Here is a 20,054-nt window from a genome sequence, read left to right as displayed (position 1 = left end):
TTGTTAAGCTACTTCGTTTCGCCGATCCGGCGCCGCCAGCCCGGCACCATCGCTACACCCGCCACTGCCGTCATCCATGCGCACCGCCCGCCGCTACCTGGCCCGAGAAATCTACCGCTCCTGCACCGTAGTGCTGCTGGCGCTGCTCGGCTTGTTCACGTTCTTCGCCCTGGTGGACGACCTGGACAACGTCGGCAGCAAGTTCACCATCTTCGCGCTGTTCTATCTGCAGGCCCTGGCCATGCCGACGCGCCTGTACGATCTGTTGCCCATCGGTCTGCTGATCGGCTCCATCCTGGCGCTGGCGGGCCTGGCGCAACGCAACGAACTGGTGATTCTGCGGGTGTCCGGCGTCAGCGGATTGAAGCTGCTGGGCATGCTCTGGGTAGTGACCATACCCGTCATGATAGGGGCGACCGTCCTGTCGGAATGGGTCACGCCGATGGCCGAAATCAAAAGCGGCGAAGCGAACCTGCTGTACCGGGGCAGCGCCGGGGGCAACCGCCTGGAGAGCGGCTATTGGTTCAAGGAGCCGACGCGGGATGGCGGCTCGCGAACCCTGAATATCGCCACACTGAAGGCCGACGGCGAGGTCGAAGGCATCACGCTGTACGAGTTCCGCAAGGACCTGGAACTGATCGCCCTGTCCCGCGCCGAAAAGGGACGTTTCACCGACGGCAAGCTCATCATGTACAACGTCGTCGAGAACCGCATCTCGCACGACGCGGTACAGGCGCTGGACAACGCCAAGCCGCCCACCCAGCCGGTCATCGAGGTCATCAAGATCCCGCAACGCGAGCTGGTCACTACGCTGACACCGGGACGGCTGCTGGCGCGGGTGCTGACGCCCGAACGCATGTCGCTGGTCACGCTGCTGGACTACATCGACTACCTGCGCCACAACCAATTGCAGGCCGATCGCCAGATCGTCGCGGTCTGGCGCAAGGCGGTCTACCCCTTCACGCTGCTGATCATGATGACCATCGCAGCGCCCGTGGCCTTCATGCAGACGCGCCGCGGCGGTGTCGGCGCCAAGGTCTTCATCGGCATCCTGGTCGGCGTGGGCTTCTTCATGGTCAACCAGCTGGCGCTGAACGTCGGTATGCTCAGCCACTGGCCACCCTGGATCACGGCCATCGTGCCGAATCTGGGGGCGCTGCTGATCGCTCTGGGCGCGCTGACGATGATGGAGTACCGCCACACCGTCACGCGGGTGATGGACCAACGCTGGCCCTGGCGCCGCTCACCGGTATGACTGCAAGTATTTGGATGATCGGAGATCTGCAGGGGTGCTGCGAGCCGCTGGAACGGCTGCTGGCGCATCCCGATCTGGTGGGTGAACCCGATTCGCGTTTCTGGTTCGCGGGCGACCTGGTCAACCGCGGCCCGCATTCACTGGCGACCCTGCGCCGCGTCATGGCGCTGGAAGACCGCGCCGTGGCCGTCCTGGGCAACCACGACCTGCACCTGTTGGCCGCGGCGGCGGGTGTGCGACGCCCTACCAAATCCGACACGATCCAGGAAATCCTGGACGCGCCCGACGCCGGCCAGTTGATCGACTGGCTGCGGCGCCGGCCGCTGGCGCATTTCGAACAGGGTCATTTGCTGGTGCATGCCGGCACCCTGGCGAAGTGGGACGTGAACAAAACGCTCGCGCTGGCGGCGGAAATCCAGGATGTGCTGCGCGGCCCCAACTGGCAGCGGGCGCTGCAGAAGATGTACGGCAATCAGCCCGTCGCATGGACCGACGACATGCACGGCGGCAAGCGCTTGCGGATCATCATCAACGCGCTGACGCGGATGCGGCTGTGCACGCCCAATGGGCATATGGAGTTCGACACCAAGGTCGCCCCGGGCGCCTGGCCCGCCGGTTTGATCCCCTGGTACGACGTGCCGAACCGCAAGACGCGCGACATCACGGTCGTGTTCGGCCACTGGTCCACGCTGGGACTGCTGCTGCGCAAGGACGTGATTTGCCTGGACACCGGCTGCGTCTGGGGCGGGAAGCTGACCGCCCTGCGGCTGCACGACCGCAGGCTGGTCCAGGTAAGCTGCGGCAAGGGGCTGGACCCGCTCGCCGAATGAATGCCGCGTCGCGGGACGGCCGCGTCAGTGGCTGCGCGCCGGCGGTTCGCCGGCCAGCTCCCGTTCGATGATGGCCCGCGCGTCGGCCGCCATCTTCAGGCGGGTGTGCGCCGGGTCCACCTGCAAGGGTGGCAGGTAAGCGGTTTCCACCGCCAGGCCGCGGGTGCCGAGTATCCGCCACAGATTGCCGACCAAGGTTTCCTCGCCGACGAAAGCGGCGAAAGAATCCCGCTTGCCGTGACGCAGGAAACGCAGGGCCACGGGCTGGATGGGCACGCCGGCCTGGCGCGCCGGCTCCAGCAGGCTGCCGTGGAAGGGCAGCAAGGAAAACCCTTCGGTCGTGGTGCCTTCCGGGAACAGGCCCACCGACTCGTCATTGGCGAAACGGGCCTTCATGGCCTCGCCGACGGTATGGATGGCATGGCGATGGCCGCGCTGCAGGAACAGGGTGCCGGCCCCGGCCACCAGCCGGCCGACGATGGGCCAGCGGCGGATCTCGCTTTTGGCCACGAAAGCGGTGGGCCGCACGGCGTTGATCACGAAGATGTCCAGCCATGACACATGGTTGGCGACAACCAGCACGGCGCCCCGCATCAAGGGTTGCCCGCTTACGGTCACGCGCACGCCGCAGACGCGCAACAGGCAGCGCGACCAGGCACGGTTGAGGCGGTCGCGGCCGCGTGTGCCGACCAGGGGGTACACCGTGCCGACCAGTACGAGGCCCGCCAGGACCATCAGCGCAACCGCCGCCGCGCGCGGCAGGAAGCGCAGGATGCGCACCGGCAATATCGAGGCGTCGTGGGGCGCGCCCTGCGCGGCGCGGGAAGTCGCGTCCGCATCCTGCCGGCCCGGCTCGAAGCCGGCGCGCGGGCCGGCTTCGACGGGGGCTTCCGTGGAAGGGGTTTCCGGGAGAATGGCTGACGATCCGGTATCTTTCATAAGGAAATAGGCAAGGGACTGGCGGCGCCGATAGGCGCCCGCCACCATACCATGCCGCGATGTTTCAGATTTGCCCCCCGGACCGGTCGGCGGGCGGGGCCGCGCCCCGGCGGCGGGCGGCGATCGCCTGGCGGCCAGGCGCTAGGCCTGCAGGGCATCCAGGTAACGCTGCAGGATGACCGCCGCGGCCATTGCGTCGTCCGGCTCGTTGGTCCCAAGCAATGCCTGGGCCTGCATGCTGGAACCGCGCTCATCGACCAGGACCACCGGCAGTCCGAAGCGCCCATGCAACTGGTTGGCGAAGCGGCGGCAGCGTCCGGTGGCTTCCTGTTCGCCCCCATCGGCATTCAACGCCAGGCCGACGACCAGCCTCTGCGGCTGCCATTCGCGCAACAGGGCCGCGATACGGCCGAAACGCACATCGCGGACTTCGCTGTGGATGATTTCCATCGGCGCCGCCTGCCGGGTCAGGGTATTGCCGATGGCGATGCCGATCTTCTTGGTGCCGTAATCGAACGCCAGCAGGGTTTCCTCCGCTCCGGCCCCCGCCGCCAGTGGCGCGTCCTCAGGCATGTCCCGCGTCCCCGGCCAGCATGACCGGATCGATGCCCAGCAGTTTCAGCGCCGCCGGATAGCGGTCTTCGGGCGGCACATCGAAAATGATGTCCGGATCCGCCGAAACACTGAGCCACGCGTTGCGCGCCATCTCGCTTTCGAGCTGCCCCGCGCCCCAGCCGGCATAGCCCAGGGTCACCAGCATGCGCGCCGGCCCGTTGCCGTCGGCCACGGCCTGAAGCACGTCGCGCGACGTGGTCAGCGCCAGCCCGCCCAGCTTGATGCTGGAGGTGTAATCACCAGGCGGCGCGTGCAGCACGAAACCGCGGTCGGTCTGTACCGGCCCGCCGAAAAAGACCGGCGTTTCCTTGACCGGGGCGATTTCCAGCGCCAGATCGATGCGTTCGAACAGGGTGCCCAGCGTCAGGTCGGTGGGCCGGTTGATCACCAGCCCCAGCGCGCCCTTGGCGGTGTGCTCGCAGATATATATGACTGCCCCAGCCAGACTGCCTTCGACCATGTTGGGCATAGCGACCAGGAACTGATTGGAAAAATCGACGGCCGGCGTATCGTCGATGTCCGGCTTATTGTCGTTGTCGCTCATAATGTCCCCCCAGGACAATTCACGCCCTATCACGCGGAACCGGAATCCATCGAAACCGGAAAATCGGTATGTTCCGTGTCAGATCTCCATCAGCTCGAAATCTTCCTTCCGGGCGCCGCATTCGGGACAGACCCAATTCGGCGGGACATCCTCCCAGCGGGTGCCGGGCGGGATACCTTCTTCCGGCAGGCCGGCCTCTTCGTCGTAGACCCAGCCACAGATCAGACACATCCAAGTTCGCATAGTTTCCCTGAAATCAAAGTTACGGCCCAAGCTGGGATAAAACCGCCCAAGCGGACGCGATCCATTAGAATGGGGTCGATCTTACCGAAACCCAATAGGTTACCGGCCTCGTTTGCAAAAAAATGGGGTCGGCCAAGCTGTCGAAGTGACTTCCCAGACTCCCCCCATCGTACTGATTTTCGGCCCCTTCGACCCCACCGGCTCCGACGGGCTGCCCGCCGACGCGGTGACCTGCGCCAGCCTGGGCTGTCACGGACTGGCTGCCGTCACCGCGCTGACGGTGCAGGATACGGCGGCGGTGGAGGACGTGCAGGCCATCGCGCCGGAGCTCCTGGACGACCAGGCCCGCTGCCTGCTCGAGGACATGCCGGTACAGGCGATCAAGGTCGGCGGGCTCTACACCGCCGAAGCGGCCAGCGCCGTGGCGCAGGTGGCCGCCGACTACAGCCATGTGCCCCTGGTGCTGCATCTGGGCCACCGCGCGCCGTTGACGGAAGACGCCGTGGAGCAGGAAGATGCCGACGATCTGCTCGCGGCCACGCTCGAACTGGTGCTGCCCCAGGCTGACGTTGTCGTGGTCGAACATGCGCGGCTGGCCCAATGGCTGATGGATGGCGCCATGGATATCGGCGAAGCCTCGTCGCCGGCCCACGCGATGCAGGGGGCCGGCGCGAAATGGGTACTCGTGCTGGGCAGTCCGCTGCGACCGGGCCACTATGCGAACGTCCTGGTGGGGCCGAACGGCTCGACCAGCAATTCCCCCTGGCAGGCGCCCCCGGAACGCAGCAGCGACAGCGGCGGCATGCTGGCCACCGCGCTGACCGCCTACCTTGCACATGGCCTGTCCGTGCCGCAGGCGGTGGAACGCGCCCTGGCGCACGCGGATGCCGGCATCGCGGCAAGTTTCCTGCCCGGCATGGGCCGGCGCGTGGCCAACCGGATGCCCGCGCCATGACGGCGCTGCGCTTTCCGCGCGGCCTGTATGGCGTCACGCCCGAATGGGACGACACCGACAGGCTGCTGCGCGCCGTCACGCAAGCCGCCGCCGGAGGCATGCGCTCGCTGCAGCTGCGGCGCAAGGACGTGCCGCCCGCGACGCGACGCGCCCAGGCCGCCGCGCTGGCGCCGCTCTGCCGCGAACTGGGCGTGGTGTTCCTCGTCAACGACCACTGGGAAGTCGCGCTGGAAGTCGGCGCGGATGGCGTTCACCTGGGCCGCGATGACGGCGACCTGGCCGAGGTACGCGCGCGCGCGCCGGACCTGATCATCGGCGCTTCCTGCTATGACGATATCGGACGCGCCCGCGACATGCTGCAGGCCGGGGCCGACTATATTGCCTTCGGCGCGGTCTTTCCTTCTCCGACCAAGCCCGCCGCCGTGCGCGCACCGCTCGCGCTGTTCGAGCAGGCCGCGCAACTGGCGCAGTCACGGCCGACCCCGCGGCCGGCGGTGGTGGCCATCGGCGGTATCACGCCGGCCAATGCCGCCCTGGTGGCGCAGGCGGGCGCCGACGCGGTGGCCGTGATCACGGGGCTATTCGAAGCATCCAATATCGGCCTGGCCGCCCGCGAATGCGCGCGCCCTTTCCTGCCGGCGCGGCGCGACCCGCCCGCCTGATCGTTTTCCGTGCCGGCCGCCGTGCGGCACCGCGCCCACGCGGCCGGCGTTCCAACCCTGACCATGCAAGCGTCCATGTCCAGCAACGCCGAACTTTTCGAACGAGCGAGCCGCAGCATTCCCGGCGGCGTCAATTCCCCCGTGCGGGCCTTCCGGTCGGTGGGCGGGACTCCGCGCTTCATCGCGCGCGGCCAGGGCCCTTATGTGTGGGACGCGGAAGGCACACGCTATGTCGACTACATCGGTTCCTGGGGCCCGGCCATCCTGGGGCATGCGCATCCGGACGTGGTGCGCGCGGTACAGGAAGCGGCCGTCAACGGGCTGTCCTTCGGCGCGCCTACCCAGGCCGAAATCACGCTGGCCGAAACCCTGATCGCGCGCCTGCCGTCCATGGAGCAGGTGCGGCTGGTGAGCTCCGGCACGGAAGCCACCATGACGGCGATCCGGCTGGCGCGCGGCGCGACGGCTCGCAAGAAAATCATCAAGTTCGAGGGCTGCTACCACGGCCATGCGGATAGCCTGCTGGTCAAGGCCGGCTCGGGCCTGCTGACCTTCGGCAACCCGACGTCCGCCGGCGTCCCGGCCGAGTTCGTCGAACACACGCTGGTGCTCGACTATAACGATCTGGAAGGCGTGCGCGCGGCCTTCACGCAATACGGCCACGATATCGCCTGCGTCATCGTCGAGCCGGTCGCCGGCAATATGAATCTGGTCCGCCCGCTGCCCGGGTTTCTGCAAGGCCTGCGCGACCTGTGCACGCAGCATGGCGCGCTGCTGATTTTCGATGAAGTCATGACCGGGTTCCGCGTCGGTCCGCAGGGCGTGCAAGGCCTGACGGGCATCAGGCCGGACCTGACCACGCTGGCCAAGGTGATCGGCGGCGGCATGCCGGTGGGCGCCTTCGGCGGCAGCCGCGACATCATGCGCCATATCGCGCCGCTGGGCGCGGTGTACCAGGCCGGCACGCTGTCGGGCAACCCGGTAGCGGTGGCGGCGGGCCTGGAAACGCTGCGCCTGATCGGCCAGCCGGGCTTCTACGAGGCCCTGGCGGCGACGACACGGCGCCTGACCGACGGCCTGGGCGAACGCGCGCGCGCGGCCGGCGTGCCGTTCAGTGCCGATGCGATCGGCGGCATGTTCGGCATTTACTTCAGCGAGAAGATCCCGACCACGCTGGCGGAAGTTTCCGCGTGCGACGTCGAGGCCTTCAAACGCTTTTTCCACGCCATGCTGGAACGCGGCGTGCATTTCGCGCCCTCCGCCTTCGAGGCCGGCTTCGTGTCGGCCGCGCACGACGAGGCGGCGATCCGCCATACGCTGGACGCGGCCGAGCAGGTGTTCGCGTCGATGAAGGGCTGAACAGGGGTTCGCGCCGATGAAGGGCTGAGCGCCGCGATCCGGCGACGCGCCCTTCCCGCCATACGCCCTTCCCGCGGCTGGCCCGGCTGCGGGACGTCGCCGCCCGACGGGCGATGGGCCCCGCGCCACGCCGCGCGGCCGCGGTCCGCTCAGGCGGGGATGACGGCGGTGGCCTCGATTTCCACCCTGGCGCGCGGCTCCACCAGCGCGGCCACCTGCACCGCCGTCATGGCGGGAAAATGGCGGCCGATGATCTCCCGGTAATGCACGCCGATACGCGGATACGATGCCACGTATTCGTCGCGGTCGATTACGTACCAGGTCAGGCGCGTGATGTGTTCCGGCCGCCCGCCGCCCTGCTCCAGCACCGCCACGATATTGGCCAGTGCCTGGCGCGTCTGGTCGGCGAAATCGTCGCTGTGGAAGCGCTGTTCTCCGTTCCAGCCGATCTGGCCGCCGATGAAGACCAGGCGGCTGCCTGGCCGCAGCTCGGCAAGCACGCCGTTGGAGTATCCGCGTGGCGGCAGCCAGTCGGGCGGTTGCAGTATCTGCATAAAGTCCATCCTATTGTGATTCGCGCTGCGCCCGCTGGCGCAGGACGAAGCGTTGCAGTTTTCCGGTCTCGGTACGCGGCAGCGCGTCGACGAAAACGATGGCGCGGGGGTACTTGTAAGGCGCGATCGCCGCCTTGACGAAGTCCTGCATGGCCGCGGCCAGCCCGGCATCGCCCCGGACGCCCGGCTTGAGCACGACATAGGCCTTCACGACCTGGCCGCGTTCGTCGTCGGGCGCCCCGACCACGCCGCATTCCGCCACGGCGGGGTGGCGCAGCAGCGCATCCTCGACTTCCGGCCCGGCGATGTTGTAGCCGGCCGTGACGATCATGTCGTCGTTGCGCGCCTGGTAGAAGAAATAACCGTCGTCGTCCTGCACGAAGGTATCGCCGGGCAGGTTCCAGCCCTCGCGCACGAATTCGCGCTGGCGCGGGTCGGCCAGGTAGCGGCAGCCCGTCGGCCCCTTGACCGCCAGCTTGCCCGGCTGACCCGGAGGCACCGGGCGCATGTTTTCGTCCACCACCTGCGCGATGTAGCCGGGCACGACGCGGCCGATCGCGCCCCGCCGCACTTCGTTCTCGGGACTGGAGACGAAGACGTGGATCATTTCCGTGCCGCCGATGCCGTCGATCATTTCGATGCCGGTGGCCTGCCTCCACAGTTGCCGCGTGGCATCGGGCAGCGCTTCCCCTGCCGATACGCTCTTGCGCAGGGACGACAGGTCGTAGTGCGCGGCCAGTCCGGCCATCTGCCGATAGAAGGTGGGTGCGGTAAACACGATGGTGGCGCGGAAATCCTGCACCAGCTTGAGCAGTCCGTCGGGCGTGAGCTTCTCCGCAAGCACCGCGCAGGCGCCGATGCGCAGCGGAAAGCACAGCAGTCCGCCCAGGCCGAAGGTGAAGGCCAGCGGCGGCGTCCCGCAGAAGATGTCGTCTGACGTAGGACGGATGACGTGGCGCGGGAACAGATCGCACATCGCCATCACGTCGCGGTGGAAATGCATGCAGCCCTTGGGCTTGCCGGTGGTGCCGCTGGTGAAGGCGATCAGGCAGACATCGTCCGCGGCCGTGTCGCAGGCGGTGTAGCCGCCGTCCGGCTTGGCGCGGGCCAGGGTATCCAGGCTGTCGGGACCCGTGTCATTGAAATAGACGATACGTAGCAGGTCGGGGCAGTGGTATTCGTGGCCGGGTTGCAGGCAGGGCAGCACCTCGTCCTTGAGCCGCACATCGCAGAGCATGGCACTGACGCGCGCCTTGTCGATGATCTGCTTCAGTTCCTTGGCGCGCAGCAGCGGCATGGTCGGCACGGTCACCATGCCGGCCTTGATGGCGCCCAGCCAGGACGCCGCCATCATGGGATTGTTCGGCCCGCGCAGCAGGACGCGGTTGCCGGGCACCAGGCCCATGTCTTCCACCAGCACGCGCGCGATGCGGTCGGTCAGCGCCGCCAGTTCGGCGTAGGTCATGGCGGACTGGCCGCCGTCGGGCGTCGGCCAGCGCAGCGCGACGCGCTCGCCCTGTCCGCGCGCCACGACGGCATCGACAAGCTCGACGGCGCAGTTCAGCCGCGCCGGATACACGGCGTCCGGCCCCTCCAGCAGCAGCTCGGGCCACTCCTGCGGCGACGGCAGATTGTCCCGGGCAAAGGTGTCGACGTGCGCCGTGCCGCGCGCCGCTCCTTCCAAGGTTTCTTGCATGACGTTCCCCTTGATGCCGGAGTCAGGCCCCGGCTTGGCCGCCCTTGAGCAATGCGCGGGCGATGATAAGTTTCTGTACTTCGGTCGCGCCTTCGTAGATGCGCAGGGCGCGAATTTCGCGATACAGCTTTTCCACCGGCATGCCGGACACCACGCCGGCGCCGCCGAACATCTGCAGGGCGCGGTCGATCACGGACTGCGCCGATTCGGTGGCCATCATCTTGGCCATCGCGGCCTCGCGCGTGGTGGGACGTCCCTGCACATCGCGCTGCCAGGCGGCGCGATAGGTCAGCAGCGCCGATGCATCGATGGCCGTGGCCATATCGCCCAGCGCGGCCTGCGTCAGCTGCAGATCGCCCAGCGCCTGCCCGAACATGCGCCGCGACCGTGCCCGGTCCAGGGCCTCATCCAGCGCCCGGCGGGCGAAGCCGAGCGCTGCCGCCGCGACCGAGGCGCGGAAGATATCCAGCGTCATCATCGCCAGCTTGAAGCCCTGTCCGGCCTCGCCCAGGCGCTGGGAGGCCGGCACGCGGCAGTCCTCGAAACGCAGCGTCGCCAAAGGATGCGGGGCGATGACCTGGATACGCTCGGCGATGCGCAATCCCGGCGTGCCGGCGTCGACCACGAAGGCGCTGATGCCGCGTGCCCCGGGCGCTTCGCCGGTGCGGGCGAAGACGCAATAGAAGTCCGCGATACCGCCATTGGATATCCAGGTCTTGGCGCCGTTCAGCACATAATGGTCGCCATCGCGCCGCGCTTCGCAGGCCATCGCGGCCACATCGGAACCGGCTTCGGCCTCGGACAGCGCGAAGGCCGCGATCGCCTCGCCGCGCGCCACGCGCGGCAAATAGCGCGCGCGCAGCGCATCCGAGCCGGCCAGCGCGATCGCGCCGCTACCCAGCCCCTGCATGGCAAGGGCGAAATCGGCCAGGCCGTCGTGGCGCGCCAGGGTTTCGCGCAGGAGGCAGACGGCGCGCGAATCCACGATGGGCAAGGCGCCGCCCCACCCGCCTTGCGGCCCGGCGGGAACGCAATAGCGCAGCCATCCCGCCTGTCCCAGCCGGCCGACCAGCTCGCGGCAGGCGGCATCGGTGTCGGCGTGGTCGATCCCGGCCAGGGCCGATGCGCACCAGGCCTGCGCCCGCGCGGCCAGGTCGCGATGCGTATCGTCGAAGAAGGGCCAATCCAGCCAGTCGTTTTCTGCGTTCACGTCGAATGTCCTTTACGGGGCGATCGCCGCGTGGCCGCGCCGGTCCCGAGGCGCCGCCACGCCGCGGTCAGTCGCCTTCGAAGCGGGGTTGCCGCTTATCCACGAAGGCCTCGTAGGCGCGGCGGAAATCGCGCGTCTGCATGCAGATGGCCTGCGCCTGGGCTTCCGCCTCGATGGCTTCGTCCACGCCCATGTTCCATTCCTGGTGCAGCAATTTTTTCGTCATGCCATGCGCGAAGGTCGGGCCCGCGGCGAGCTGGCCGGCCAGCCCGCATGCTGCCGGCATCAGGGCATCCGGCTCGTGCAGCGCATTGAAGAAGCCCCACGCCGCGCCTTCCTGCGCGGTCATGGCCCGGCCCGTATACAGCAGCTCGGATGCCCTGCCCTGCCCGATCATGCGGGGCAGGAGCGTGCAGGCGCCCATATCCGCCCCGGCCAGGCCCACGCGGGTGAACAGGAAGGCCGTGCGCGCGCGCGGCGTACCCAGCCGCATATCGGCCGCCAGGGCGATCATGGCGCCGGCGCCCGCGCAAACACCATCGACCGCCGCGACGATGGGCTGCGGGCAGGCGCGCATGGCCTTGACCAGATCGCCGGTCATGCGCGTGAAGTCCAGCAGTTCCGGCATGGCCATGCGGGTGAGCGGGCCGATGATCTCGTGCACGTCCCCGCCCGAACAGAAGTTGCCGCCGGCGCCGGCAACCACCACGACCTTGACGTCGGTCGCGTACACCAGCGCGCGGAACAGGTCGCGCAGCTCCGCGTAGGAATCGAAGGTCAGGGGATTCTTGCGTTCCGGGCGGTTCAGCGTGATCAGGCCGACCTTGCCGTTCTCGAGCGCATCCCAGCGGAAGGTGCGGGGTCGGCTGTCGGCCATCGGGCGGCGATGATGCGCCATGCCATGTTCCCCGGCGGGATCGGGCGTCCTGCCGGCGCCGGCGGCCCCTGGCGCTTCATCGTGCCGCGGCGCGGCGTTCTGCGGCGTGTCGTTCACTGTCGTATCTCCTGTCGCTGCGCGCGCGGCCGGCAAGGCGGCGCGCGTTCGCGGGCGCGCCGGGCGCTGCCCGGGCCCGACGCTATCCCACCATGATTTCCCCGCCATCCACGGGGATGGACTGGCCGTTGATCGCGGCGGCGCCCGGCTGGCACAGCCATGCGACGGCGTGCGCCACTTCCTCCGGCTGCACCAGCCGGCCCTGCGGATTGCGGCGCGCCAGCGTTTCGCGCGCGCGCGTTTCGTCCATGCCGGTCTTCGCCGCGATATTGCGTGCCGCATCGCGCACGATATCGGTATCGGTGTAGCCCGGGCAGACGGCATTCACCGTAATCCCCTTGCCTGCCGTCTCCAGCGCCAGCGCCCGCGTCAGTCCGATGACGCCGTGCTTGGCGGCACAATAGGCGCTGACATAGGCATACCCCGCAAGCCCGGCCGTGCTGGCGACATTGACGATGCGGCCCCACCCTTCCTGCAGCATGCCGGGCAGCACCGCCTGGATGCAATGGAAGGGGCCGCTCAGGTTGACCGCCAGCATGCTCTCCCACAGGGCCGCATCGGTGCGGTCGAAGCGCTCGCTGCGGGCCTGGCCGGCGTTGTTCACCAGGATGCCGATCGGCCCCGATGCGCGGGCCGCGGCGGAGCAGGCCTGTCGCACCGCGTGCGGGTCCGTCACGTCGGCAGCCTGCCAGCGCACATTGCCGCCGGGTTCTGCCAGCGGCGCCAGCGCGGCCGCCGCCTTTGCCAGCGAGGCCTCGTCGCGGCCCAGCAGCGTCACGCAAGCCCCGTCGCGCAGCAGGCGCTGCGCGATCGCATGGCCGATGCCGCGGCTGCCGCCGGTGACCAGCGCGTGACGGCCATTCAGAGGGGCGCTCATGCTTCGCTCCTGGCATCGGCCTGCGGCGCGGCCGCGGCACGGGCGAAATTGGTTTCCAGCTGGCGCTTGCCGGCCAGGTAGTTCACCGGCCAATCGACATCGGTATAGCCCACCCGTGCCGCCTCGCGCAGCGTCCAGGCGGAATCGGCCAGATGCGGCCGCGCGAGCGCGCAGAGGTCGGCACGGCCCGACGCGATGATGCCGTTGACGTGATCGGCCTCGAAGATCGCGCCTACCGCGATGGTCGGGATATCGGCCTCGTTGCGGATGCGGTCGGCGAAGGGCGTCTGGTACATCCGCCCGTACACCGGATGCTGGTCCGGACTGACCTGGCCGGACGAGCAGTCGATCATGTCGGCGCCGGCGGCCTTGAAGCGGCGCGCGATCTCCACGGCGTCGTCGGCGGTGATGCCGCCTTCCACCCAATCGTGTGCGGAGATGCGCACGGACATCGGCAGGTGGCGGGGCCAGGTTTCACGCACCGCGGCGAAGACCTCCAGCGGATAACGCAAGCGGGCATCGAGGTCGCCGCCGTATTCGTCGTCGCGCCGGTTGGTCAGCGGCGAAATGAAGCTGGACAACAGGTAGCCGTGGGCGCAATGCAATTCCAGCCAGTCGAATCCCGCCACTGCGGCGCGCCGCGCGGCGGCCACGAAATCGTCGCGCACGCGGTCCATGTCCGCGCGGCTCATCGCGCGCGGTGTCTGCGATATGCCCGGCAAATAGGGCAGTGCCGACGCCGACAGCAGCGGCCAGTTGTCCGACGGCAGCGGATGATCCATGCGCTGCCAGCCCAGCTGGGTGGAGCCCTTGCGGCCGGCATGGCCGAGCTGGATGCCGACGCGCGCGTCGCTGTGGCCATGGATGAAGCCGACGATACGGGCAAAGGCCGCACCCTGTGCGTCGTTCCACAATCCCGGACAGCCCGGGGTAATACGCGCATCCGGCGACGTGCAGGTCATCTCCACCATGACCAGGCCGGCGCCCCCCAGGGCTTTCGCCCCCAGGTGCACCAGATGGAAGTCGCCCGGCACGCCGTCCGTGCAGGCGTACATGGCCATGGGCGACACCACGATGCGGTTCTTCAGGCGCACCGCGCGCGCTTCGTATGGCGTCAGCATGGGTAGCGGCGGCCGTTCGCGCGCGTCGACATCGATGCCGGCGCGCGCGGCCAGCCAGCGTTCATAGGCCTGCAGCCAGCCTGGATCGCGCAGGCGCAGGTTCTCGTGCGAGATCCGCTGCGACCGCGTCAGCAGCGAATAGGCGAACTGTTCCGGCTGCAGGCAGGCGTAGCGATCGACGTGCTCGAACCATTCGGTGGAATTGCGCGCGGCATTCTGGATCTTCAGGACCTCGACGCCGCGGATATCTTCGTAGCGCCGCAGGGCCGCGCGCAGCGCCTCGATGCTTCCGGCGTCGGCTTGCCGCGCCGGCGTGCCGTTGCCGAGGGGCGGGTCGCCGGCCAGCCGCTGCGTGGCGGACGCGCCGGCCGTGAGCTGGTCGGCCAGCTCGATGGCGTCTTCCAGCGCCAGCTTGGTGCCGGAGCCGATGGAGAAATGCGCGCTATGCGCGGCGTCGCCCATCAGCACCACGGGAACCTCGCGCCGTCCGCTGGGTATGTCCAGGGTATTCCAACGCACCCAGTGTCCGCAGATGACGCGTGGGAAACGGATCCAGATGGCGGATCCGCGCAGGTGGCGGGCGTTGCTCATCAGCGGTTTGCCGTCCAGCCAGGGTGCGAACAGGGATTCGCAGTAGCGTATGCCCTCTTCCTGGCTCATCTTATCCAGGCCAGCCGCCTGCCAGGTCGATTCCGGCGTTTCGACGATGAAGGTGGAAAGGCCCGGTTCGAAGCGGTACGCGTGCGCCTGGAACCAGCCGTGCGGGGTCTGGACGAAGGCGAAAGTGAAGGCGTCGAAGGCTTTCTCCGTCCCCAGCCAGACGAAGCGGTTGCGTCGCAGATCGATGTCGGGCTCGAAGGTATCCGCGTAGGTGTCGCGCACGCGGCTGTTGATGCCGTCGGCGGCGATCACCAGATCGGCATCGTAGCGGCGCGCCAGGGACTGGTCGTCGTCCACCAGGGTTTCGAATACCAGCTCGACGCCGACCTGCTCGCATCGCGCCTGCAGGATATTCAGCAGCTTCTTGCGGCCGATGCCGATGAAGCCATGTCCGCCGCTGCGCAGGGTACGACCCTTGAAGTGGATATCGATGTCGTCCCAATGGTTGAAGGCTTCGCTGATTTCACGCGCGGAAACGGGATCGGCGCGGCGCAGGTTTTCCATGGTCGCGTCGGAGAAGACCACGCCCCAGCCGAAGGTGTCGTACGGACGATTTCGTTCGACCACCGTAACCCGGTTGTCCGGGTTGCGCAGTTTCATCAACAGGCCGAAGTACAGCCCCGCGGGGCCGCCGCCCAGGCACACTATCTTCATCGCATCACTCGCAATCCGGTACGGCCGCGCGGCCGGGAGTTTGAAGCCTGGATAGTTTAGGCTTCAAATATATCCCGGCGCGCAGGTGGCCGCAAGGCCCGCGCATCCCGCATCCCCCGCCGCATTACAGGCCTTGCCGCCGCGCCCCTGCCACATCAGCGCCACATTTCCGCCACGTTCCTTAGATTTCCCTGTCACCGCCATGTCACTTCGCTGGCCCATCATGCGTTTGCACTTTTTTGGAATTGTGCGTTTACGTGCGTTTCGACGCGCCGGACGCCGCGCGCGGCCCACCGTCCAGGTAGGCCGCTTCCGCCACCCCTCTTCCCTTGCCGCATGAAACCGACCCCTATCCAACGCCCCCACGCCCGTCCCGGCTCGCGCTGGCCCATGCTGCTGGCCGCCCTGGCCGTCGCCTGCTCGCTGACCGCCTGCGGCGGCGACCATGAGGACGACACGCCGACGCCCCCCGACACCCCCACGCAGCCCGCGCCGGATCAACCGCCGGCGCCGGTGCTGCACTGCGCGCCGTAGCCATCGCACCGCTCCCTTCCGACAGCAACCCGGCGGCATCGCGTCCGCCGCGTAGGCCCTCGCGCCACAACCCATCCGCGAACCGACAATGATCAACAACGCCAAACGCAAGTTCCTGCGCAACAGCCTGGGGGCCACCGCGTCCCTGACCGCACTGAGCATGTTCCCGCCCAGCATCCGCCGCGCGCTGGCCATCCCGGCGAACAACCGCACGGGCACGATCAAGGACGTCGAGCATGTCGTCATCCTGATGCAGGAGAATCGCTCGTTCGACAACTACTTCGGCACCCTGGCCGGCGTGCGCGGCTTCGGCGACCGCTTCACCATTCCGATGCCCAACGCCCTGAACGTGTGGCAGCAGCTGAATGCCAACGGCAAGCCCATCCTGCCCTATCACCTGGACCAGACGCAGGGCAACGCGCAACGCGTCAGCGGCACGCCGCACAGCTGGACGGACGCGCGCGACGCCTGGGACAAGGGCCGCATGTACCAATGGGCCCGCTTCAAGAAACAGCAATCCATGGGGTACTTCACCGAGCAGGAGGCGCCCTTCCAGTTCGCGCTGGCCGATGCCTTCACCGTATGCGACGGGTATTTCTGCTCGCTGCATGGCGGTACCAATACCAACCGCCTGTTCTTCTGGACCGGCACCAACGGCGCCACGACGCCGGCTGGCCGCGTGGTCGTGAACAACGTCTGGGACGGGCTGGACACCACCACCGATCTGGCGACCACCGGGTTCGACTGGATGACGTACCCGGAGCGATTGACGCAAGCCGGCGTATCCTGGATGGTCTACCAGAACATGCCCGACAACTTCACCGACAACTCGCTCATCGGCTTCAAGCAATATCGCGACGCCAACCTGCGCTCGGGCAAGCCGGTGTATCACGACGTCCCGGTCAACCCGCCCTACAACCCCGCCACGGACGACGCCGGCAATCCGCTGTACAAGGGCATCGCCAATACCATGCCGGACGGCGGCTTCCTCGCCACGTTCAAGCAGGACATCCTGGACGGCAAGCTCGCACAGGTCTCGTGGATCGTCGCGCCGGAAACCTATTCCGAACATCCCGGGCCATCCAGCCCCGTGCAGGGCGGCTGGTACACGCAGGAGGTGCTGGACGCGCTGACGGCCAATCCGGAGGTCTGGTCCAAGACGGTGCTGCTGATCAACTTCGACGAGAACGACGGTTTCTTCGATCACGTCCCGCCGCCGTGCGCGCCCTCGCTGGACATCGCGTCCGGCACCACATCCGGCAAGTCGACGCTAAGCGCCGCCGACATGTCCTACGAGTACTACACGCACGGCGCGGTGCCCAATACCTCGATGCCCGCGGCCGATGGCGACTGCTATGGACCGGGGCCGCGCGTGCCCATGTATGTGATCTCGCCCTGGAGCCGCGGCGGCTGGGTGAACTCGCAGCAGTTCGATCACACATCCGTATTGCGCTTCCTCGAAGCCCGCTTCGGCGTGGCGGAAACCCAGATCAGCCCGTATCGCCGCGCCGTCTTCGGCGACCTGACCTCCGCCTTCAACTTCGCCACGCCGAACGACGACCCGCTGCCCACGCTGGGCGGCAGGCGCACCCGCAACGACGCGGACACCCTGCGCATTTCGCAGGACGCGCTGGGCCAGGTCGCGCTACCCACGCCACAGGACCTGCCGCGCCAGGACAGCGGCACCCGGCCGTCGCGCGCCCTGCCCTATGAACTGCACACCAGCGCCCGCGCCGATGCGGCCAGCGGCAAGGTGACCTTGATCTTCGCCAATACGGGATCGGCCGCCGCGGTGTTCCACGTCTACGACCGGCTGCACCTGGACCGCATTCCGCGCCGCTACGCGGTCGAGGCCGGCAAGCAGCTGGACGACAGCTGGGACGCCAATTCCGAGGACGATGGCCGGTACGACCTGTGGGTACTGGGGCCGAACGGCTACCACCGCGCCTTTGCCGGCGACCTGTCGGCGCAGGCCGCCAGCGGTGCCGCCGTGCCGGAGATCCGCGTCTGCTATGACGTGGCGAACGGCAACGTCTACCTGACCGCGCTGAATACCGGCGGCAAGGATGCGCGCATCACCGTGCGGGCCAAGGCCTACCGCGATGACGGGCCATGGAACCTGACGGTGGCCCCGGGCGCCAGCCAGGATCTGCACTGGGATCTGAAGGACAGCGCGCGGTGGTACGATTTCGTCGCCACCTGCGCCGGGCAGCCCGGCTGGTCGCGCCGTTTCGCCGGCCGCGTCGAAACGGGCCAGGACGGCCTGAGCGATCCCGCGATGGGCATGCAAGACCTTTAAGGGGTGAGGCGGCCGCGCAGCGCCGCGGCCCCTCGCGCAACCGACGACAACCCGATCCGACATGCTGCAGGAAGAACGCATCGCCCGCATCCAGGCCCTGCTCGGTGCCTATGCGCGCATGAGCACCGAGCGGCTGGCGCGGGAGCTCTCGGTTTCGCGCGAAACGGTGCGCCGCGACATCCTGGAACTCGAAGCCCAGGGCGCCCTGCGGCGCGTACATGGCGGCGTGGTGACGACGGCGGCTCACGCCGAGCCGCCCTACGCCCAGCGCCAGCACCTGCGTGCCCGCGAAAAGCGGGCCATCGCCCGCGCCGTACTGCCGCTACTGGCGCCGGGGCAGGTCATTCTGCTGGACGCCGGCACCACCACCGGCTACCTCGCCGAGGCGCTGTGCGGCCTGGCCGGCCTGACCGTCATCACGAACTCGCTCGGCATCGCCATGACGCTCTCGGAACGGACCGGCCCAGGCGCCGCGCCGCGCCATGAAGTCATCCTGCTGGGAGGAACCCCGCACGGCGATGTACCTGCGACCTATGGCAGCGGCACCATCAACGAAATCGGCCGCTACCATGCGGACCTGGCCCTGCTATCGCCGGTGGGACTCAGCGCCATCCATGGGGCAACCAGCTATGCCCATCACGAAGCCGCGATCGCGCAAGCGATGGCCGCGCAGGCCAGGGAACGGGTACTGCTGGCCGACCACGGCAAGATCGGCCTGGTCAGCCGGGTTCGCTATGCCAGCCCCCAGGACATCAGCCGCATCGTTACCAACGCGCACGCGGATACAGGTGTCGAAGAAGAACTGCGGCGCTGGCGCGGCGCCGGCGTGGAGGTCGTGCTGGCCTGACAGACCGACCGCACTTTCACGGCTAAAGCGCCGGGCGCCGCTCCAGCGCGACACGGTCGCGACCGGCCTGCTTGGCCAGGTACAGGGCGCGGTCCGCGCGGCTCAGGGTGGTGGAAACGCTTTCGCCGTTGCGATGCAGGGCCATGCCGACGCTGACGGTCAGCAGCAGTTGCTCGCCCTCGACTTCGATGGCATTGCCGCGCACGCCCGCCAGGATGCGGTCGATGACGGCCTCGCCTTCCTCCAGGCTGATATTGGGCAGCAGCACCAGGAATTCCTCGCCGCCCCAGCGCGCCACGTCATCGCTGTCGCGCACGGAGCAGCGCATGATGTCGGCCAGCCGCGTCAAGGCACGATCGCCGGCATCGTGGCCGTAGCGGTCGTTGATGCGCTTGAAATGGTCGACGTCCAGCATGGCCACGACGAAGGCCGGCTGGTCCGCTTCCGCGGCCAGGGACAGTTCCTTCATGCGCTCCATCAGCGCCCGGCGATTCAGCAGATTGGTCAGCGGATCGCGGATCGAGGATTCCTTCAGCGCGGCATTCATGTCGCGCATCATTTCCTGGTAGCCGTCGGAGATGCGCACCAGCTTGGCCAGGCGCTTCAGCTCGCGGTCGTAGCGCGCCACCAGGCCCAGTTCGCGCTGCCGCGCCATCATCTGGAAGGCATCCGACAAATACGAAATGCGCTCGATGCGGTCCAGCTGCTCGTTGGTGTGCTGCCAGAGTTCATCGAGCACGCCGCGCAGCGGGTGATCCGCATAGCCGGGCTCATCCAGCATGGACTGGATGCGCGCCTCGAGATCCTGGTAGCGCTTCTTTTTCATCAGCGGCCGACGACCGTAAAGGGGAAGGTACAGTCTTCCTTGAACTCTTCGGCCAGTTCGCCGACGCGTTCGTTGCGGCTGTCGTAGTACCAGGTCACCGCCACATCGTGGCCGTCTCCGTGCGCTGCTTCGAGCAGGTCGAAGATGTCCATGACGGCCTTGACGCTGCTGGTGTTCAGATACTGCAGCTCCAGGGTGACGGACAGCGCCTGGCGGCTAGAGGCCAGGTAGTCGTCCACCCACTGGATAACCGGCCCGAACAACTCGAAGGAGTTCTCGGGATAGGAGTCGCCACTCAGGTGCAGGCTTCCCTTCGAGCGGTCGGTCACGATGGCCGGCGTCGATTGGGAGGCGGGAATATTGAGTTCTTTCATGTTGGT

Annotated in this window: 20 protein-coding genes; 8 read left to right on the top strand and 12 right to left on the bottom strand. The window is 68.0% G+C overall.

Translation table 11 applies throughout. From position 1 onward, the window contains the following. Window positions 1-76: 76 nt before the first annotated feature. Both lptG and ACO1P8_RS16945 read left to right on the top strand, forming a co-directional pair. The gene (gene lptG, locus ACO1P8_RS16950) at window positions 77-1,255 is read left to right on the top strand and encodes an LPS export ABC transporter permease LptG (protein WP_486297043.1); all 1,179 of its coding nucleotides are present in this window, start codon (window positions 77-79) and stop codon (window positions 1,253-1,255) included. After that, a complete protein-coding gene (locus ACO1P8_RS16945) occupies window positions 1,252-2,085 on the top strand; it encodes a symmetrical bis(5'-nucleosyl)-tetraphosphatase (protein ID WP_486297042.1) in 834 nt (277 codons plus the stop codon). Before lptG ends, ACO1P8_RS16945 begins: the two co-directional genes overlap by 4 nt. A gap of 24 nt (window positions 2,086-2,109) precedes the next feature. Here ACO1P8_RS16945 and ACO1P8_RS16940 read toward each other — a convergent pair whose 3' ends face one another. From ACO1P8_RS16940 to ACO1P8_RS16925, 4 genes are all read right to left on the bottom strand, one after another. Then, window positions 2,110-2,865 carry a lysophospholipid acyltransferase family protein gene (locus ACO1P8_RS16940; RefSeq protein ID WP_486297088.1) on the bottom strand — a complete coding sequence of 252 codons (756 nt, stop codon included), beginning with the start codon at window positions 2,863-2,865 and terminating at the stop codon, window positions 2,110-2,112. A 300-nt stretch (window positions 2,866-3,165) separates the two neighbouring features. Further along, window positions 3,166-3,597: a Holliday junction resolvase RuvX gene (ruvX, locus tag ACO1P8_RS16935; RefSeq protein ID WP_486297041.1), complete on the bottom strand. Its 432-nt coding sequence runs from the start codon at window positions 3,595-3,597 to the stop codon at window positions 3,166-3,168. Then, a complete protein-coding gene (locus ACO1P8_RS16930) occupies window positions 3,590-4,183 on the bottom strand; it encodes a YqgE/AlgH family protein (RefSeq protein ID WP_094843890.1) in 594 nt (197 codons plus the stop codon). The genes ruvX and ACO1P8_RS16930 overlap by 8 nt, the downstream gene beginning before the upstream one ends. 78 nt (window positions 4,184-4,261) lie before the next feature. Next, the gene (locus tag ACO1P8_RS16925) at window positions 4,262-4,426 is read right to left on the bottom strand and encodes a rubredoxin (RefSeq protein ID WP_066355957.1); all 165 of its coding nucleotides are present in this window, start codon (window positions 4,424-4,426) and stop codon (window positions 4,262-4,264) included. Between the two features lie 145 nt (window positions 4,427-4,571). Between ACO1P8_RS16925 and thiD the strand changes: the two genes are divergently transcribed. From thiD to hemL, 3 genes are all read left to right on the top strand, one after another. Next, window positions 4,572-5,381 (top strand): bifunctional hydroxymethylpyrimidine kinase/phosphomethylpyrimidine kinase, encoded by an 810-nt coding sequence (thiD, locus tag ACO1P8_RS16920; protein ID WP_486297040.1) that lies wholly within the window; start codon window positions 4,572-4,574, stop codon window positions 5,379-5,381. Next, window positions 5,378-6,043: a thiamine phosphate synthase gene (gene thiE, locus ACO1P8_RS16915; RefSeq protein WP_486297039.1), complete on the top strand. Its 666-nt coding sequence runs from the start codon at window positions 5,378-5,380 to the stop codon at window positions 6,041-6,043. Before thiD ends, thiE begins: the two co-directional genes overlap by 4 nt. 75 nt (window positions 6,044-6,118) lie before the next feature. Continuing rightward, window positions 6,119-7,402, top strand: a complete 1,284-nt coding sequence (gene hemL, locus ACO1P8_RS16910; protein WP_486297038.1) for a glutamate-1-semialdehyde 2,1-aminomutase — start codon at window positions 6,119-6,121, stop codon at window positions 7,400-7,402. A 149-nt stretch (window positions 7,403-7,551) separates the two neighbouring features. Here the strand turns inward: hemL and ACO1P8_RS16905 are convergent, their stop codons facing one another. The 6 genes from ACO1P8_RS16905 to ACO1P8_RS16880 all read right to left on the bottom strand — a co-directional run bounded on the left by ACO1P8_RS16905 (window position 7,552) and on the right by ACO1P8_RS16880 (window position 15,168). Continuing rightward, window positions 7,552-7,956 (bottom strand): RidA family protein, encoded by a 405-nt coding sequence (locus ACO1P8_RS16905; protein WP_486297037.1) that lies wholly within the window; start codon window positions 7,954-7,956, stop codon window positions 7,552-7,554. Window positions 7,957-7,966: 10 nt separating this feature from the next. After that, window positions 7,967-9,652, bottom strand: a complete 1,686-nt coding sequence (locus ACO1P8_RS16900) for an AMP-binding protein (protein WP_486297036.1) — start codon at window positions 9,650-9,652, stop codon at window positions 7,967-7,969. A gap of 22 nt (window positions 9,653-9,674) precedes the next feature. Continuing rightward, window positions 9,675-10,862 carry an acyl-CoA dehydrogenase family protein gene (locus ACO1P8_RS16895; protein WP_486297035.1) on the bottom strand — a complete coding sequence of 396 codons (1,188 nt, stop codon included), beginning with the start codon at window positions 10,860-10,862 and terminating at the stop codon, window positions 9,675-9,677. A 67-nt stretch (window positions 10,863-10,929) separates the two neighbouring features. Further along, the gene (locus tag ACO1P8_RS16890) at window positions 10,930-11,760 is read right to left on the bottom strand and encodes an enoyl-CoA hydratase family protein (protein ID WP_486297087.1); all 831 of its coding nucleotides are present in this window, start codon (window positions 11,758-11,760) and stop codon (window positions 10,930-10,932) included. A 178-nt stretch (window positions 11,761-11,938) separates the two neighbouring features. Continuing rightward, entirely contained in the window at window positions 11,939-12,733 is a 795-nt protein-coding gene (locus ACO1P8_RS16885; RefSeq protein ID WP_486297034.1) for an SDR family NAD(P)-dependent oxidoreductase, read from the bottom strand. Then, window positions 12,730-15,168, bottom strand: a complete 2,439-nt coding sequence (locus ACO1P8_RS16880) for a bifunctional salicylyl-CoA 5-hydroxylase/oxidoreductase (RefSeq protein WP_486297033.1) — start codon at window positions 15,166-15,168, stop codon at window positions 12,730-12,732. Before ACO1P8_RS16880 ends, ACO1P8_RS16885 begins: the two co-directional genes overlap by 4 nt. 336 nt (window positions 15,169-15,504) lie before the next feature. On the opposite strand from ACO1P8_RS16880, the gene ACO1P8_RS16875 reads away from it, so the two are divergent. The 3 genes from ACO1P8_RS16875 (at window position 15,505) to ACO1P8_RS16865 (ending at window position 18,848) form a co-directional block, all read left to right on the top strand. Then, the gene (locus ACO1P8_RS16875; RefSeq protein ID WP_486297032.1) at window positions 15,505-15,702 is read left to right on the top strand and encodes a hypothetical protein; all 198 of its coding nucleotides are present in this window, start codon (window positions 15,505-15,507) and stop codon (window positions 15,700-15,702) included. Between the two features lie 88 nt (window positions 15,703-15,790). Continuing rightward, the gene (locus ACO1P8_RS16870) at window positions 15,791-18,001 is read left to right on the top strand and encodes a phosphocholine-specific phospholipase C (RefSeq protein WP_486297031.1); all 2,211 of its coding nucleotides are present in this window, start codon (window positions 15,791-15,793) and stop codon (window positions 17,999-18,001) included. Window positions 18,002-18,062: 61 nt separating this feature from the next. Continuing rightward, the gene (locus ACO1P8_RS16865; RefSeq protein WP_486297030.1) at window positions 18,063-18,848 is read left to right on the top strand and encodes a DeoR/GlpR family DNA-binding transcription regulator; all 786 of its coding nucleotides are present in this window, start codon (window positions 18,063-18,065) and stop codon (window positions 18,846-18,848) included. 22 nt (window positions 18,849-18,870) lie between these two features. Here ACO1P8_RS16865 and siaD read toward each other — a convergent pair whose 3' ends face one another. Together siaD and siaC are read right to left on the bottom strand one after the other, a co-directional pair. Then, window positions 18,871-19,674 carry a biofilm regulation diguanylate cyclase SiaD gene (gene siaD, locus ACO1P8_RS16860; protein WP_486297029.1) on the bottom strand — a complete coding sequence of 268 codons (804 nt, stop codon included), beginning with the start codon at window positions 19,672-19,674 and terminating at the stop codon, window positions 18,871-18,873. Then, window positions 19,674-20,048, bottom strand: coding sequence for a biofilm regulation phosphoprotein SiaC (gene siaC, locus ACO1P8_RS16855; protein ID WP_486297028.1), 375 nt, complete (start codon window positions 20,046-20,048; stop codon window positions 19,674-19,676). The genes siaD and siaC overlap by 1 nt, the downstream gene beginning before the upstream one ends. Between the last annotated feature and the right edge of the window lie 6 nt (window positions 20,049-20,054).

The sequence above is a fragment of the Bordetella sp. genome (assembly GCF_057362025.1).
Note: the sequence above shows the minus strand (reverse complement) of the source record. Positions and strands in the feature narration are given on the sequence as shown.